Origin of the sequence: Bacillus sp. SN32 (assembly GCF_002837495.1) — a bacterium.
GTDB lineage: Bacteria > Bacillota > Bacilli > Bacillales > Bacillaceae > Bacillus > Bacillus subtilis.
In genome coordinates this window covers 14,413-30,736 of sequence record NZ_PJCT01000005.1, presented here as the reverse complement: position 1 = coordinate 30,736, position 16,324 = coordinate 14,413, and the positions used below count along the sequence as shown (strand labels likewise).

At 46.7% G+C, this 16,324-nt stretch carries 13 protein-coding genes and 2 pseudogenes; 8 read left to right on the top strand and 7 right to left on the bottom strand.

All coding sequences use genetic code 11. The annotated features are described in order from the left end of the window. Positions 1–17: 17 nt before the first annotated feature. From cobA to nasB, 5 genes are all read right to left on the bottom strand, one after another. Positions 18–1,469 carry a uroporphyrinogen-III C-methyltransferase gene (cobA, locus tag CW370_RS17310; protein WP_101169853.1) on the bottom strand — a complete coding sequence of 484 codons (1,452 nt, stop codon included), beginning with the start codon at positions 1,467–1,469 and terminating at the stop codon, positions 18–20. 60 nt (positions 1,470–1,529) lie between these two features. Further along, positions 1,530–1,850: a nitrite reductase small subunit NirD gene (gene nirD / locus CW370_RS17305; RefSeq protein WP_014475751.1), complete on the bottom strand. Its 321-nt coding sequence runs from the start codon at positions 1,848–1,850 to the stop codon at positions 1,530–1,532. 31 nt (positions 1,851–1,881) lie between these two features. Beyond that, the gene (gene nasD, locus CW370_RS17300; protein ID WP_029946275.1) at positions 1,882–4,299 is read right to left on the bottom strand and encodes an NADPH-nitrite reductase; all 2,418 of its coding nucleotides are present in this window, start codon (positions 4,297–4,299) and stop codon (positions 1,882–1,884) included. A gap of 120 nt (positions 4,300–4,419) precedes the next feature. Next, on the bottom strand, positions 4,420–6,552 hold the full coding sequence (gene nasC, locus CW370_RS17295; protein ID WP_024573544.1) for an assimilatory nitrate reductase catalytic subunit NasC: 2,133 nt from the start codon (positions 6,550–6,552) through the stop codon (positions 4,420–4,422). 6 nt (positions 6,553–6,558) lie between these two features. Continuing rightward, complete coding sequence (gene nasB, locus CW370_RS17290) at positions 6,559–8,874, bottom strand: assimilatory nitrate reductase electron transfer subunit NasB (RefSeq protein ID WP_101169852.1); 2,316 nt, start codon at positions 8,872–8,874, stop codon at positions 6,559–6,561. A gap of 178 nt (positions 8,875–9,052) precedes the next feature. Between nasB and CW370_RS17285 the strand changes: the two genes are divergently transcribed. From CW370_RS17285 to zinU, 5 genes and pseudogenes are all read left to right on the top strand, one after another. Next, positions 9,053–10,258 (top strand): MFS transporter, encoded by a 1,206-nt coding sequence (locus CW370_RS17285; RefSeq protein WP_024572172.1) that lies wholly within the window; start codon positions 9,053–9,055, stop codon positions 10,256–10,258. Between the two features lie 116 nt (positions 10,259–10,374). Further along, entirely contained in the window at positions 10,375–11,289 is a 915-nt protein-coding gene (gene folE2, locus CW370_RS17280) for a GTP cyclohydrolase FolE2 (RefSeq protein ID WP_024572173.1), read from the top strand. Beyond that, entirely contained in the window at positions 11,286–11,870 is a 585-nt protein-coding gene (locus CW370_RS17275; protein ID WP_024572174.1) for a L,D-transpeptidase, read from the top strand. The genes folE2 and CW370_RS17275 overlap by 4 nt, the downstream gene beginning before the upstream one ends. 95 nt (positions 11,871–11,965) lie before the next feature. After that, positions 11,966–12,151, top strand: a pseudogene (locus CW370_RS17270) (hypothetical protein). 27 nt (positions 12,152–12,178) lie between these two features. After that, positions 12,179–13,372 carry a zinc metallochaperone ZinU gene (gene zinU / locus CW370_RS17265; RefSeq protein ID WP_024572175.1) on the top strand — a complete coding sequence of 398 codons (1,194 nt, stop codon included), beginning with the start codon at positions 12,179–12,181 and terminating at the stop codon, positions 13,370–13,372. Positions 13,373–13,420: 48 nt separating this feature from the next. Here zinU and CW370_RS17260 read toward each other — a convergent pair whose 3' ends face one another. Both CW370_RS17260 and CW370_RS17255 read right to left on the bottom strand, forming a co-directional pair. Continuing rightward, entirely contained in the window at positions 13,421–14,101 is a 681-nt protein-coding gene (locus CW370_RS17260) for an amino acid ABC transporter permease (RefSeq protein ID WP_024572176.1), read from the bottom strand. Between the two features lie 9 nt (positions 14,102–14,110). Continuing rightward, positions 14,111–14,974 carry a transporter substrate-binding domain-containing protein gene (locus CW370_RS17255; protein ID WP_024572177.1) on the bottom strand — a complete coding sequence of 288 codons (864 nt, stop codon included), beginning with the start codon at positions 14,972–14,974 and terminating at the stop codon, positions 14,111–14,113. Between the two features lie 160 nt (positions 14,975–15,134). On the opposite strand from CW370_RS17255, the pseudogene CW370_RS21345 reads away from it, so the two are divergent. The 3 genes and pseudogenes from CW370_RS21345 to CW370_RS17240 all read left to right on the top strand — a co-directional run bounded on the left by CW370_RS21345 (position 15,135) and on the right by CW370_RS17240 (position 16,221). After that, positions 15,135–15,332: pseudogene (locus tag CW370_RS21345) on the top strand (hypothetical protein). Between the two features lie 19 nt (positions 15,333–15,351). Then, positions 15,352–15,807: an RDD family protein gene (locus CW370_RS17245; protein WP_024572178.1), complete on the top strand. Its 456-nt coding sequence runs from the start codon at positions 15,352–15,354 to the stop codon at positions 15,805–15,807. Between the two features lie 81 nt (positions 15,808–15,888). Beyond that, on the top strand, positions 15,889–16,221 hold the full coding sequence (locus tag CW370_RS17240) for a YckD family protein (protein ID WP_015252849.1): 333 nt from the start codon (positions 15,889–15,891) through the stop codon (positions 16,219–16,221). Positions 16,222–16,324: the final 103 nt, after the last annotated feature.

The following is a 16,324-nucleotide window of genomic DNA, read 5'->3' as shown; positions in this document are numbered from 1 at the left end:
GAAAGGGCTGCCAGCCATCAGCTGTGAAGGAGCTTTTTCTGCGTCTGTTGATTCTGAATGAAAGCTAGCAATTCATCCTGTTCTTGTACGGCTGTGAATCCATAAGCCCCGGCAGCTGAGTCATCGCCTATACAGACGATAGGAGGCCGGCTTGCTGACAATTCCGGCGAAATGCCAATTTGTTCGCCACCATTGATCAATTGCTGAATGGACAGCTTGTTCGGGCAAATGACCATGTGCAGCGGGGATTCACTGATGGTACGCTGAATCATGTGGGTGAACCGGTCATCTATGACGTTTTCATGAGTGATATAAAACGAACAGGATGCATGCTTTTGCATGTTTTCCACTGCATGGCGGCTCCCGACAACAAGACGTTTTTCTGAATCAGGCTGAATGGCGGTGACAAGAAACCCCCGTTTTTCCAGCTCCGTCTTTGCTTGCTCAGACGCTGCACTCAGTTGGGCTGTCAGCTGGCGGATGTCGATTTTCTGAGAAGCCAGTGCTCTGAAAAATTCACAAACCGCCCGGCGCGATGTGAAAAAAATGTCTTCAAAGGTGCCGATCTTTCGAAGAATTTCTTCATTGACAGGCATGTTTTCTGTCCGCCATTTCGGCCATTCAATGACATCAGCGCCGGAATCGCGCAGCTTGTCTGCAAGCGGGTCTTCATCTTCGCCATGAGTCACAACCATCAAATGCCGTCCGATGAGCGGTTTGCTTTCAAACCAGCTGTGTGTTTGAAAGTTGACGATGTCTCCGATGACAATAATTGCAGGGTTTGTAATCTGGTATTCCTGCACTTTTTGCTGAATGTTCTCAAGTGTTCCTTTCACACTCCGCTGGCGGCCCCACGTTCCCCATTGGATGACAATGACAGGGACAGAAGGCGATTTCCCGTATGAAATAAGCTGCTGGCAAATATAAGACAAGTTCTTGACACCCATGTAAAAAACAAGGGTTTGAACGCTTCGGGCCAGCCCTTCCCAGTCAAGGTTCGGCGTGCCTTTTAATGATTTATCATGCGCTGTAATCATGGCAAAAGACGATGCAAAATCCCGATGCGTGACGGGGATGCCCGCATATAGCGGCGCTGCAATTCCAGAGGTGATTCCCGGCACCATTTCATAGCGAATGCCGTGCTCATGAAGAGCATCTGCTTCCTCGCCGACTCTGCCGAATACGCTCGGATCTCCGCCCTTCAAGCGAACGACGGTTAACCCATTTAATGCTTTTTCAACCAGCAGGGCGTTAATTTCTTTTTGTTTCATAAAATGGCGGTCTGGCAGTTTTCCGCAATAAATAAACTGGCAGTCCGGTGATGCAAATTCGAGCAGCTTCGGGTTGGCGAGCCGGTCATATAAAATCACATCTGCTTCCTCGAGCGCCTGTTTTCCTTTGATGGTGAGCAGGCCTGGGTCGCCGGGTCCGGCTCCCACGAAATATACGATTCCGTTCTTCATGATCATGTCATCCTTCCGTCACTGTAAAAAATGAAGGACCACTAGAAAAGTGATCCGGTCTTTTGATCAATATACGAGATAAACATGTTCTCCTTCGATCAGCGTTTCATATGTTTTGACACATCCGTGGTCAGGTTCTTGGACGATTCCGTCTTCTAAGGAAATTTTCCAGTCATGCATCGGGCAGAAAACATATTCACCGCTGACGATGCCTTCTGCCAGGACGCCGCCCTTATGCGGACAGCGGTTTTCGATGGCGCGGATGCTTCCGTCTGAAAGCTTGAAAACCGCGAGCTCCTTATCTTCAATATACACTGTTTTGCCTAATTGTTCAGGCAATTCTTCAATTTTTCCGATACATACTTTTGTTACGTCTTTGTTTACCATGTCCATTCCTCCTCAATGATTGTTTCTGTCATTATGATGTGGTCACGACATTTTCAAATAATTCTTTAGAGGTTTGTTTATCCTCTAAAAAGTCTTTCCACGGATCCTTGTGGACAGAGAGTGTTTCATTCATTCGGCCGTTCAGCTCCTGCCGCTTTTCCGGATCGTTTAACACGGATTGGACATGGGATAAACCGACGCGCTCAAGCCATGCGGACGTACGCTCCAGATAGTTTGCGGTTTCCCTGTAATATTGCAGGTAAGCGCCCGCGTATTCTAAGACTTCTTCATTTGTTTTCACCTTCATCAGCAAATCGCCGGCACGCAAATGGGTTCCGCCGTTTCCGCCGACATAAAGCTCCCAGCCTCCGTCGATGCCGACAACGCCAAGGTCCTTAATGCCGGATTCCGCACAGTTTCGCGGGCAGGCAGACACGGCCATTTTGACTTTGTGAGGCGTGTTCAGCCCTTCGAATTTTTTCTCAAGCGCAATGCCCAGTGCCATGGAGTCTTGTGTGCCGAAGCGGCAGAATTGCTCGCCTACACATGTTTTCACTGTGCGGAGCGTTTTTCCGTACGCGTAGCCCGATGGCATATCAAGATCTTCCCATACCTTCGGAAGGTCTTCTTTTTTCACGCCGATAAGATCAATTCGCTGGCCGCCTGTCATTTTCACGAGCGGGATCTCATATTTGTCAACGACATCGGCGATCTTGCGCAAATCTGTGGAGTTGGTCACGCCGCCGTACATCCGAGGAACGACTGAGTATGTTCCGTCTTTTTGAATATTGGCGTGCATTCGTTCATTAACAAAGCGGGATGTCCGGTCATCCTCGTATTTGGTTGGATTGATCATGCCTAAGTAGTAGTTCAGAGCGGGCCGGCATTTAGAACAGCCTTCTGGCGTTTTCCAGCCGAGCACATTCATGACTTCTCTTGTATGTGACAGCCCTTTGGCTTTGATTTCTTCTACGACTTCATCTCTCGACAATGTGGTGCAGCCGCAAATGGCTTCTTTTTGCGCTGACGCATCAAAGTCTGATCCGAGCGTATGCTGGAGGATTTCTTCTACGAGCGGCTTACAGCCTCCGCATGAGCGGGATGCACCGGTGCATGCTTTGATTTCGTCCGTTGACGAGCAGCCCTTTTCCTGTATGGCTTGAATAATCGCACCTTTTGACACGCCGTTGCAGCCGCAGATGATTTCATCGTCGCTCATCGCTGCGGTTATGCTTGTGCCTGCTTCTTGATTGAGAGGCTGTAAGATTGATATTTTAGAGGTTTCAGAGATATCGGCTTCTTTTTGAATCATAGAAAACAGGCGATTGCCTTCGCTGCTGTCGCCGAATAAAACAGCACCGACAATTTGATTGCCTCTCAGGACGATTTTTTTATAGATGCCGTCCTGCTCATCGAAGACTTTAATCGCTTTTTTCTCCTCTGATTCGTTAAAGTCACCGGCAGAGAAGACCTCGACGCCTGATACCTTTAACTGTGTGGAGAGAACGGAGCCCTCATACGGTTTTGTTTCGATGCCGCAAATATGCTTCGCCAGCACTTTTGCCTGTTCATAGAGCGGTGCCACAAGCCCGTAGGCGATTCCTCGGTGCTCGGCACATTCGCCGACCGCGTAAATGTGCGGGATTTCAGTCTGCATATAATCGTTGACGATGATGCCGCGGTTAACCGGAATGCCGCTCTCGGCGCCGAGTGTTGTATTCGGGCGGATGCCGACAGCCATGACGACTAAATCAGCTTCAATGCTTGTGCCATCTTTGAAGCGAAGGCCTTCGACACGGTCATCACCGACAATTTCTTCTGTTTGCTTTTCAAGTAAAAAGGTCATACCTTGTTTTTCTAACTCGTTTTGCAGCAGGCGTCCTGCCGTTGCATCAAGCTGGCGCTCCATCAGGAATGGGGCAAGGTGGATGACGGACACATCCATGCCAAGATTCAGCAGTCCGCGAGCTGCTTCCAAACCAAGAAGTCCTCCGCCGATGACGGCAGCTTTTTTATATTGTTTTGACGCGGCGAGCATTGTGTCTGTATCTTTTATGTCCCGGAAAGCTGTGACGCCTTTTTTGTCTGCGCCCGGAATCGGAAGGATAAAAGGGACCGAGCCTGTCGCCAGGATCAATTCATCGTAAGGCTGGATTCTGTCTGCATCTGTGATGACTGTTTTGTTTTCCGTGTCCACTTTGATGACTGTTTCATTTGTATACAATTGAATGTTGTTTTCTTCGTACCAGTCCCAATCGTTTAACGTAATATCTTTAATATCTGTATCGCCTTGAAGCACTTTTGACAAAAGGATTCGGTTGTAATTGGGATGCGGTTCGGCACCGAAAATTGTGATCTGAAACTCGTCTTTAGCAACACTCAGTATCTCTTCAATGGCCCTTACCCCGGCCATTCCATTACCAACAAGAACTAGCTGTTTTTTTCCCATCAGATGATCCGCTCCTTATCAATGTTTTTTCCAGCGTAGCACAGCAAAAAGGAATATTTAAGATACATGTTATAAAATGTAACAAAATATACGAAAAGTTCTAAAAATTTTATGAAAAATTTAAATAGGTCTGATTCGGACAGCGCATACCTTAAAACCGGGCATTTTACAGGCTGGATCTAAGGCTTCTCCGATTAAATCATTCACATTTTGAGCGTCTGCCCAATGGATGGGAACAAAAACAGTATCTTTTCTGATTTGTTCTGATAATTTGCTGCGGACGGTGATGCTTCCCCGCGGCGATTCTATTTTTACCAGTACACGGTCCTCGATATTGTAGGTCGCTGCTGTTTGCGGATGGATTTCCATAAACGATTCAAAATGTCTCGCGGCAAGGGCGGCGCTTTTTCTTGTTTGGACGCCTGTTAAGTAGTGAGACATGACTCTGCCTGTCGTTAAATAAAGCGGATAATCGGCTGTCGGCTTCTCTTTTGGAACAGGTGGTTCGTTTGGAATCACACTTAATGCCGCTTTTTGATCCGGATGAGCAAATGATTCTGTAAACAAGCGCCCAGTTCCGGGATGATCAGATTCCGGACACGGCCAATGAATGCCGCCTTCACGTCTGAGCCTGCCGTATGAGATGCCTGAATAATCGGCAATCCCGCCTCGGCTCGCTTCTCTCAATTCATTAAAAATATCCTCCGCTGACGTATAAGAAAAGTAGCGGCCCTTGCCGAGAGCGGATGCGAGATCACAAATGATCTGCCAATCATGCTTTGCTTCGCCGGGACATGGCCGGCTTGCTTCTCTTAATGTCACGCGTCCTTCTACATTTGTCATGGTGCCTTCATCTTCTAAGTAAGAGGAGGCGGGTAAAATCACATCTGCGTATTTCGCAGTCTCAGAAATAAACAAATCGATTGCAACAAAGAATGTCAGTTTACGTAAAGCCTTTTTTACGAGATTCGCATTTGGACTGGAGACAGCAGGATTGGAGCACATGAGGAACAATCCCTTGATGTCGCCGTCATTGATTTTTTCCATCATTTCATAGGCTGAGACACCTTTTCGCGGCAGATCATCCTGATGGATTCCCCACACTTTCGCAACATGTGCCCGGTGTTGTTCGTTTTCAATAGATCGATAGCCCGGAAGCTGATCGGCTTTTTGGCCATGCTCTCTTGCACCTTGCCCGTTGCCTTGTCCGGTGATCGCCCCGTAACCTGAGTAAGGCTTGCCGATTTTTCCTGTGATCAGCACCATGTTTAAGAAGCCTTTCACAGCCGCTGTTCCATCGGTTTGCTGTTCAATCCCGCGGGCTGTAAACAGCATGCCGGACGTTTCCTTGGCAAACTTTACAGCAGCTTTTCTTATATCCGCCAGCGGGACACTGGTCTGTTCGGCGATGTCATTCAGGTCCAACGAGTCAGTATGCTGCTTCAGCTCTTCGAATCCATTTGTTCGTGATTGAATGAAATCCTCGTTTATAAGCTGTTCGTCAATGATGATTTTGACGAGGCCGTTGGCAAGGGCGGCGTCTGTGCCGGGTTTGATTTTCAGATGAAGATCGGCGATTTTTGTTGTTGCTGTTTCACGCGGATCAATGGCAATGATGTAAGCTCCGTTTTCTTTCGCTTTTTCAAAATACGGCATAATCGTAGGCTGGCATTCCGCGATATTGGTGCCGGCCAGAATGATCACACGGGTGTGGGGAATGTCTGATAAGGGATTCGTTAAGCCTCTGTCGGCTCCGAATGTTTGGTTGGCTGCGGTTGCTGCGGCGGACATACAAAGCCTCCCGTTGTAGTCGATGTATTTTGTCTGTAAGCCCACCCGTGCGAATTTCCCTAACAAATACGCCTCTTCATTTGTAATCGAGGCGCTTCCGTATACCGCCATGGCGTCATGGCCGTGTTCTGCTTGGATCATTGTCACTTGGTCTTTAATGTAATTCAATGCTTCTTCCCAGGAAACAGGGATAAACTCGCCGTTTTTCTTCAGCAGAGGGCGGGTGATGCGAGAGGAGTTCAAGGCATGCTGGTGAGCATTCATGCCCTTCATGCATAGCCGCCCCTGTGTTGTAGGATTATTAATCCCGATCGCAGTGTACTTTTTGCGCGTGACGATGGTTTGTTCCACGAGCTGCATTTTGCACTGCATGCTGCAAAACGGGCATTGAGTGTCATATGTTTTTTCTGATTGGACGTCTTGCTGTTTATCACGGAAATATCTAAGCAGTCGTTCAGTCAAAATGCCTCATCCTTTCTTATATGCGCCCGTCTCTACAGTCGGGTTTTGAATCAGTGACAGATCTGTTTGGAGGCTTTCCAGCAGCTGTGCCCTTAGGTCTTCTTCGAATAGCACTTCTCTGATATGAACGATCCCGAGACGGTCTATCCACTGATGAACACCTTCTAAGTAATGAGCCGTTTCCCGATAATACTGGATCAGTCCTTTGATCATGGCGGCAGTGCTGTCTTCGTTCACAGTCACGCAAAACAGAGCTCCTGAACGGGCATGAGTTCCCCGGACGCCGCCGATGTGAATGTCCCAGCCAGCTTGTGTCCGAATTGCGCCGACATCTTGCAGGGCGGCATCGGTGCAGTCAGTTTCACATGATAAGCTGATAGAAATGGGAGCGGGTAAGGGAAGCGTCTCAAGTTGTCTTTCGATTTGGGCTGCCAGCTGCTGAATCGATCGATTTTGCCCGCATGTACATGCTTTGACGCTTTGCAGCGTGTGTCGGTGTTCATTAGTGTAAACGGGCATTTTTAGGTCTTTTTTCATGTTCGGGAGATCCGCAGGCTTGATCCCGGAAAGCTTCAGCCTTTGGCCGTGAGTGATGGATACGTCGGAAATGCTGTATGCCTCAATGATGTTAGCGATGGTTCTTAGCTGATCCGCGTTTGTCCGCCCGCCGTACATTTGCGGAATCAGGATGCATGTCTCTTCAGTGGCTGGCTCAGGCTGTACAAACCCGGGGTACAGCATTTCCAGATAGTATTGAATCGCAGGAACACAAGTACTGCATCCTTTTTTTGTTTTCCAGCCAAGCTGGTTTATCACTTCTGCCGGATTAGTGAATGGCCTGCGCTGAAGCTCAGCAATGATGTCGTCTTCTGTAAAATCAGTACAGCTGCAAAACGAAAGTGTGCCGGCGGGCTTCGTATATTCGCTGTTGGTCATGTACCTCAAAAGGTCTTCAACGAGCGGTTTGCATCCTCCGCAGGACCCAGAGGCTTTGGTGCAGTGCTTGACTTCCTCAACAGTTGTTAAGCTTTTCGTGTTCACCGCATCTTCAATCGCGCCTTTCGTCACTGTGTTGCATTGGCAAATCGTTTCACTGGAAGGCATGGATTCAAATAAAGTGCCGCTTGTCTCCGGTTCGATGATCTGCTTTTTGACAATGGAGATGTCTCGTTGTTTAAGCAGGCTGTCGAGAAGCCGCTGCTTGTCACGGGTGTCTCCGAATAAAATAACGCCGGCCAGTTTGTCATCTACAAAAAGTGCTTTTTTATAAACGCCTGCTTGTTCGTCGTAGATTTTGATGCTCGTCGTGCGTTCATCCTCTTGGATCTTTCCTGCTGACCACACATCGATTCCAGCTATTTTTAACGCCGCAGATGGTGCTGAGCCTTGATATTCCTCACATGGAACGCCGCAAATATGACTGGCGAGAACTTTTCCCTGCTCATAAAGCGGAGCGACCAATCCGTACACCGTTCCGTTATGCTCAGCGCATTCACCAACGGCGTAGATATTCGGTTCGCTTGTCTGCATGAAGTCATTCACGATGATCCCGCGGTTCACTTGGATTCCAGCGGATACAGCCAATTCAATATTCGGTCTGACGCCGGCCGCCATCACAATCAAGTCTGCTTTTAATGAAGAGCCATCTTTAAAATGGATTCGGTCTGCCTTCGTGGTGCCGGAAATGGAGACGGTGTCTTTCTCCAAAAGAAAGGTTAGGCCTTTTTGTTCCAGCTCTGTTTGCAGCAGCCGCGCCGCTGTTTGATCGAGCTGTTTTTGCATAATGCCGGCGGAGTGGTGAATGACGCTGACATCCATACCGAGATGCTGTAAACCGACTGCAGCTTCCAGTCCTAATAAGCCGGCTCCGATTACCGCAGCCTTTTGAAAGTGCTGGGCCATGTTCATCAGCGCTTGGCAGTCTTCTATTGTCCGAAATCCATAGACACCTTTTTTGTCTGCCCCGGGGATAGGGAGAATATGAGGGGAGGAGCCTGTTGCCACAATGAATTTGTCATAAGACAGGATGCGCTTGCGATCCGTTATGACCTGCTGCTGATCTGTATCAATTTGAATAACCGTTTCGCCTGTGTAAAGCGTGATCCCGTGCTTGTCGTACCAATCCTTGCTGTTCAGTGTAATATCATCGAGTGACGCTTCACCCTGCAATACAGAGGATAAGAGAATGCGATTGTAATTGGGATGCGGCTCGCTTCCGAAAATGACAATCTCAAACATGTGGCGATTCAGCTTTAATACTTCTTCAATACAGCGGATTCCGGCCATGCCGTTTCCCGCTAACACCAATCTTTGTTTCTTCATGTATCAGACCTCCTTTGCGAAGCTCGTAAGTTTTCTCCTATTAAAAATTATGTCACAATGCACTGTTAACGCATTAAACGTGTCACAAAAACTTACACATGTCTTTTCCAGAAAATAATGGTCCTATATCCTTGATTCAGAAAATGTAAAATAATGAGGGTCTAGAAAGGGGAATCTTATGAAGCTGTCGGAACTGAAAACTAGCGGTCATCCACTCACTTTGCTCTGTTCCTTTTTATACTTTGATGTCAGTTTTATGATATGGGTTATGCTTGGGGCGCTGGGTGTTTATATTTCTCAGGATTTTGGCCTGTCTCCTTTTGAGAAAGGGCTTGTCGTAGCTGTGCCGATTTTATCTGGATCAGTGTTTCGTATCATTCTTGGTATTTTAACGGACAGAATCGGACCGAAAAAAACGGCAGTGATCGGGATGCTGGTGACGATGATTCCGCTGCTTTGGGGGACATTCGGCGGCCGTTCCCTGACTGAGCTGTATGCCATCGGGATTCTGCTTGGCGTGGCGGGGGCAAGCTTTGCTGTAGCGCTGCCTATGGCCAGCCGATGGTATCCGCCTCATTTGCAGGGGCTTGCGATGGGGATTGCCGGAGCGGGGAACAGCGGCACGTTGTTTGCAACCCTGTTTGGCCCTCGTCTGGCAGAGCAGTTCGGCTGGCACATTGTCATGGGACTTGCGCTTATTCCATTATTGATCGTCTTTATTCTTTTTGTATCCATGGCAAAGGATTCTCCTGCACAGCCGTCTCCCCAGCCGCTCAAAAGCTATCTGCATGTGTTCGGGCAAAAGGAAACATGGTTTTTCTGCCTGCTGTACAGCGTCACATTTGGCGGATTTGTCGGGCTCTCAAGCTTTTTATCTATTTTCTTTGTTGATCAATACCAGCTGTCAAAAATTCATGCGGGGGACTTCGTTACATTATGTGTGGCGGCGGGGAGCTTTTTCCGGCCTGTCGGGGGCTTGATTTCGGATCGTGTCGGCGGCACGAAAGTTCTTTCTGTATTGTTTGTCATCGTGGCACTGTGTATGGCCGGAGTCAGCAGCCTGCCATCTCTCTCAATGGTTATTGTTCTATTGTTTGTCGGAATGATGGGGCTCGGAATGGGAAACGGCGCAGTATTCCAGCTCGTGCCGCAGCGTTTTCGCAAAGAAATTGGCATGGTGACGGGAATTGTCGGTGCGGCCGGAGGAATCGGTGGGTTTTTCCTGCCGAACATCTTAGGATCTCTCAAACAGATGACAGGCACATATGCTATCGGTTTTATCACGTTTTCCTGTATCGCGCTGCTGGCGTTTGCACTTGTGCTTGCCGCAGGCTATTACTGGCGGAAAAGCTGGAGCGCGGAAAGCAGCCCGGCGGATGTGTAGGTTTTTGACGGACACGCGTTTGTGCGTGTCTTTTTTATTTTCTCTTGATTTTCAACAGTGAACCGATCAAAATAAATAGTAATTATTACGATTTGTTAGTGAGAGGAGTTTTCTGAATGAATCAACATACGCTGCTCCCGAAAAAAACGGAGCGTCTTCAATACTTTGGATCGGTCAGTCCGATCAAAGGCGAGAAACCAGTGGAAAAAGAGAAAATGAAGGACCTGCAAAATATCAGGAAGGATTATTTTTTTGATATTCAGCATGTAGGTGTCGCTAATGTGTCCCATCCAGTCACAATCACTTCTGCCATGATGCCTGCCGAGCAAACAACGGCTGCGAACTTTACAATGACTTGTAATTTGCCGAGAAATCAGAAGGGGATTAACATGAGCCGGTTAACAGAGCTGCTGCAAGTCTATCATCAAAATGGCTGGGTTCTCTCATTTTCCTCTCTTCAGCAATTTACGAAAGAGCTTGCAGAAAACATGGACATATCATCTGCCACAGTTGAAGTGAGGTTTCCGTGGTTTTTCGAACGGAAAAGCCCGAAGCTTGAGAAAGCGGGTTTGATGCATGCTGATATATTCATGTCTGTCACCTATCGCATAGATCAGCCGTTTAAACAGCGTGCCGGCATCTCAGCAAAAGTAACGACTCTGTGCCCTTGCTCCAAGGAAATCAGCGAATACAGTGCCCATAATCAGAGGGGAACGGTCAGCATTTGGGCTGATATTCATCCGGCCGCATCGCTGCCAAGTGATGTTAAAGCTGATTTGCTTCACGCCGCAGAATCAAATGCTTCTGCGAGACTGCATCCGGTATTGAAGCGGCCTGATGAAAAAGCCGTGACAGAAACGGCCTATGAAAACCCGAGATTTGTTGAGGATCTCGTCCGGCTGATTGCTGCGGATTTGTTTGAGCTTGAATGGGTGTCAGCCTTTGAGATTGAATGCCGAAATGAAGAATCGATCCATCTCCACGATGCCTATGCGAAGCTGTGTTTTTCGAAGGAAGTGGATAGAATATGAAACTCTCATTATTCATTGTTGCAGTTCTTATGCCAGCCAGCCTGCTGTCAGCCTGCTCCGATCACACAGAAGAACACGCAAGTATCAATACAAAGAAAACGGTCGAAAACATAACGGACGTTCGAAAAACAGCAAAAACAAGCATTGATTGGATGAAGCCTTCGGGCGGAGAATACCCGGATATTAAACAGAAGCATGTCTGGATTGATGTGAATGTGAAGGAGCAGAAGGCTTACATCAAGGAAGGAAGCAACACCATCTATACAATGATGATCTCTTCTGGTCTTGATCAAACAAAAGATGATGCTACGCCAAAGGGCACCTTTTATGTAGAGCCTGAACGGGGAGAATGGTTTTTCTCCGAAGGATACCGGGAAGGCGCAGAATACTGGGTATCATGGAAAAATCACGGTGAATTTCTATTTCATAGTGTGCCAATGACTAAGGATCAAAAAGTCATCAAAACGGAAGCAGAAAAACTAGGAACGAAAGCATCTCACGGTTGTATCAGGCTGACCATTCCAGATGCGAAATGGATATATGAAAATATCCCTGAACATACAAAAGTGGTGATCAGCTGAATTGAAAACCGTTGACAAAAAGGAAAAAAGGCCATACAATTTAAATCGTAACAATTACGTTTTGTGATAAATGGCTTATCATTGTCTGTGCATCTGTGAAAAGCGGAAAGGCATCGATTAAGGATCTTGCTGTCGGCAAGGGCAGGGATTTGCGATGGGGAAAAGGATTAAACGCGGTTGGAGCCTTTACTGATTTATAAATCGGGTGGCAGCGAGAAATAAGCGCGAATAGCTGCTCTACACCATTGTACATACGGCGAAGTATTCAATTTAAATCGTAATCATTCTATTTTAATGGAGGCATTATTATGAAAAAAATTCCGGTTACCGTACTGAGCGGTTATCTAGGTGCGGGAAAAACAACATTGCTGAACAGCATTCTGCAAAATCGCGAAGGCTTGAAAATAGCGGTTATCGTAAACGATATGAGCGAGGTGAACATTGACGCGGGCTTGGTTAAGCAGGAAGGGGGCCTTTCCAGAACAGATGAAAAGCTTGTGGAAATGTCAAACGGCTGCATTTGCTGCACGCTTCGCGAAGACTTATTAATTGAAGTTGAGAAGCTGGCAAAAGACGGACGGTTTGATTATATCGTCATCGAATCGACAGGAATCAGTGAACCGATCCCGGTGGCCCAGACTTTCTCTTATATCGATGAAGAGATGGGAATCGATCTTACAAAATTCTGTCAGCTGGATACGATGGTGACAGTGGTTGATGCCAACCGTTTTTGGCATGATTATCAGTCAGGCGAAAGCCTTCTGGACCGCAAAGAAGCATTGGGGGAAGAGGATGAAAGAGAAATCGCCGATCTCTTGATCGATCAAATTGAGTTTTGCGATGTACTGATCTTAAATAAATGTGATTTGGTCAGCGAGCAAGAGCTCGAACAGCTTGAAAAAGTTCTTCGTAAACTGCAGCCAAGAGCCAAGTTCATTCGTTCCGTCAAAGGAAATGTAAAACCGCAGGAGATTTTGCATACAGGGTTATTTAACTTCGAGGAAGCGAGCGGATCGGCGGGCTGGATTCAAGAGCTGACGGCAGGCCATGCGGAACACACCCCGGAAACAGAAGAATACGGTATCTCTTCATTTGTATATAAGAGACGTTTGCCGTTTCATTCTACACGGTTTTATCAATGGATAGATCAAATGCCAAAGAACGTGGTTCGTGCCAAAGGAATCGTCTGGTGCGCATCTCATAACAACCTCGCTTTGCTGATGTCGCAAGCAGGTCCGTCGGTTACGATTGAGCCTGTATCTTATTGGGTGGCGGCGCTGCCGAAGCTTGAGCAGGAGCAAGTCAAACAGCAGGAGCCGGAAATCCTGGAGGAGTGGGACCCGGAGTTCGGCGACCGCCTAACGCAGCTAGTTTTTATCGGAACTGACCTGGATGAAGAAACGATCACGAAAGAGCTTGATCAATGCCTGTTGACTGAGTATGAATTTGATTCCGACTGGTCGCTGTTTGAGGACCCGTTTAAATGGAAGCTGAATCAATAGAAAAAAAGCCGTCCCATGGGGAACGGCTTTTTTTAATGAAACGTTTGTTTAAACATAATGAGCGTATTTTTTCTCAAGGATATTCTGAAAGACCGCGGCAATGGAGCAGATGGCCCAATAAATGAGAGCGGTCAGAATATACATGGTCATATAATCAAACTCTCTGCCCCCGATGATTTTCGCATGCTGGAGCAATTCCGGCACTGTAATCATCGCAGCGAGAGATGACGCCTTGATTAAGTCGAGCAATACATTGGCAAGCGGAGGCAGCGCAATACGTATCGATTGCGGCAAAATGATGCCCCTCATCGTCTGCCAATATGAAAGACCCAGCGAGGATGCGGCTTCCCACTGTCCTTTTTCGACGGATGAAATGGCTGAACGGTTAATTTCCGCAATGTAGGCGGCGCTGTTAAGGCTAAAGCCGATTAAAGCAGCCGTGACAGCGGAAAATTGAATGCCGATATAAGGAAACCCGAAATAAAGGATAAACAAAATCACTAAAATCGGAACGCCCCGCATAAATGAGATATAGAGCTTCGCCGGCCATCTTAACAAAGCAAGCTTAGACATTCTGGCGAGTGATATGAACAGGCCGATCACAGTTCCCGCAAACATGCTTACAAAAGAGATGAGCAGTGTATACCCAATGCCTTTTATGACATAAGGGAACGATTCAATAGCCAGCTTCGTGTTGAAAATATATTCCCATTGAATGCTATTGATCATGGCGTCCGATTATAAATCAACGTCCTGAACGTCGGCATCAATTTTTTTTGATACATCTGCTTTATTGAAGAATTGTTTCGACAGTTTAGTCAAAGAGCCATCCTTGCTCATCTCTTTCAATGCTTCGTTCATCTTTTTCTGAAGTGCCTCATTGCTTTTTTTCATGACAAGGGCCTGTTTGTTCGGCATGTACTTGATGTCAGGATGAATTGTAATGTTGAGATCCGGGAATGCCGCGAGCGCAAGTGTCTGCAGGTAATAGTCGTTTAAAATGACGTCAGTGCGTCCGTTGGCAACATCTTTTAAATATTGCTCATTCGTCGCATTATCATAAATCACTTCTTTGGCGCCGTATTTTCTCGCGACCTCCATGTAGACGGTTGTAGCCGCGCCAGCCGCTTTCTTCCCTTTTAAATCATTAAGCGTTTTAATCCCTGATAAATCGTCTTTTCGGACAATTGCCGTACCGTATGAATATTTATATGGAGTAGAAAATGCGAACTTCTTCTCGCGGTCCTTCGTCACATCGATGTCATTCGCGGCTGCGTCAACCTGTCCGCTGTTCACCGCTGTCAGCATCCCGTCAATGCCCATCTCCTTGAACTCAACCTTCAGTCCCAGGCGTTTTGCCGCTTCACGAACGACTTCAACCTCGTAGCCCGTCAGCTTATCGGAGCCAGAGTCGGTATCATGATAAGAAGTGGGATAAAGCGTACCTGATGTAGCGACTACGATTTTCCCTTTGTCCTTGATTTGCTCCCAGCCTGTATCCTTGGAATCGGCTTCATTTTTGCCGGAACAGGCTGCCAATATAAGAAAGAAAGCCATTGTGAAACTGAATATAACGGCTTTGGAATGCATGAATGATTTCACCTATAGTTCCCCCAATCTGTTAATCAACTAAAAAGATAGCATTGAACATAAGGGGTTGCAATATGTTGATCGCGTTTTCAAAAAGTTCGAATTGTGTATACAAAAGGCATAGTGGGTGTTTAATAGCGGCTATGAAGGGAATTGGTGATGAACAAAGGAGTTGTCCAAGGATGAATGCCCGACGTACCAAGGAAACACATGTGGACGTGAAGGATGCAGCAGACCCGTCACTCATCTATGCCAATACCGGAAGAAATGGTCAAGAAGCATGAAATCGATCTTCAGAATAAATTAAAGTCTTGCTGATGCCCCTAAGGCATATGATATATTCGATGAGAAAGAAAACGGAAACATTTAAACCATAATGGGGGAGTCAAATGAATATTTACAAACCAGCCGGATTTTGGATCAGACTTGGAGCTGCATTGTTAGACTATATTATAGTCTCCGTGCCGCTTTTGCTGATCTATTGGCTGATTACAGGAAAAGACCCAAACGACAGCATGTTCATCAGTTTGGTTGTTCTGCTGTATTCTATTTTGCTGCCGGTGTTTTGGCGCGGTTATCTTATCGGAAAAAGGATCTGCGGAATCAGAATCGTAAAAAAAGACGGATCACAGGTCAGTCTGTTAACAATGTTTTTACGGGTTATTGTAGCCGGCCTGGTTTACTGTATAACCTTCGGACTCGGCTTGATCGCCAGCCTGATTCTGATTGCAGTACGAGAAGACAAACGGACCCTGCATGATTTAATCGCGGGAACATATGTCACTTATGCGACACCAGGTGAAGAAGAACTTAATGCTGACGAAGAGATTAGAAAGAGCGAATAATGGTTCGCTCTTTTTATTTTTATGCATAAAAAATACAAGGCAGCAAAACATATGAAAAATAGGATTGGAGGAATAAACTGGATGAAACGAATAACCATCAACATCATCACAATGTTCATTGCAGCGGCTGTCATTTCTCTGACCGGTACAGCTGAGGCCGCTGAAAAACAGCAGCAGCCTCCCGCAAATGTTACACTGACAGATCAGCAAAAGAAAGAGATTGAACAACTGGAAGCAGAGATTCTTAAAAAGCGCAAAGACGTGATCTCAAAGTATGTACAATACGGTATCCTGCCTAAAGAAAGAGGAGAACACATCAAAAATCACTTGGACAAACACTTTGAAATGATGAAACAAAACGGCTTTGTTCCGAAGCACCATCCTCATCCGCATAAATTTGAAAAAAGACATTAAAATGGTAAGCATCCAATGGGAATTGGGTGCTTTTGCGTTATTTACAGGTAGGCAATATTAGCTGAGCTGTTCCGCGACTAACATCGAGTTGATATGAAACGCG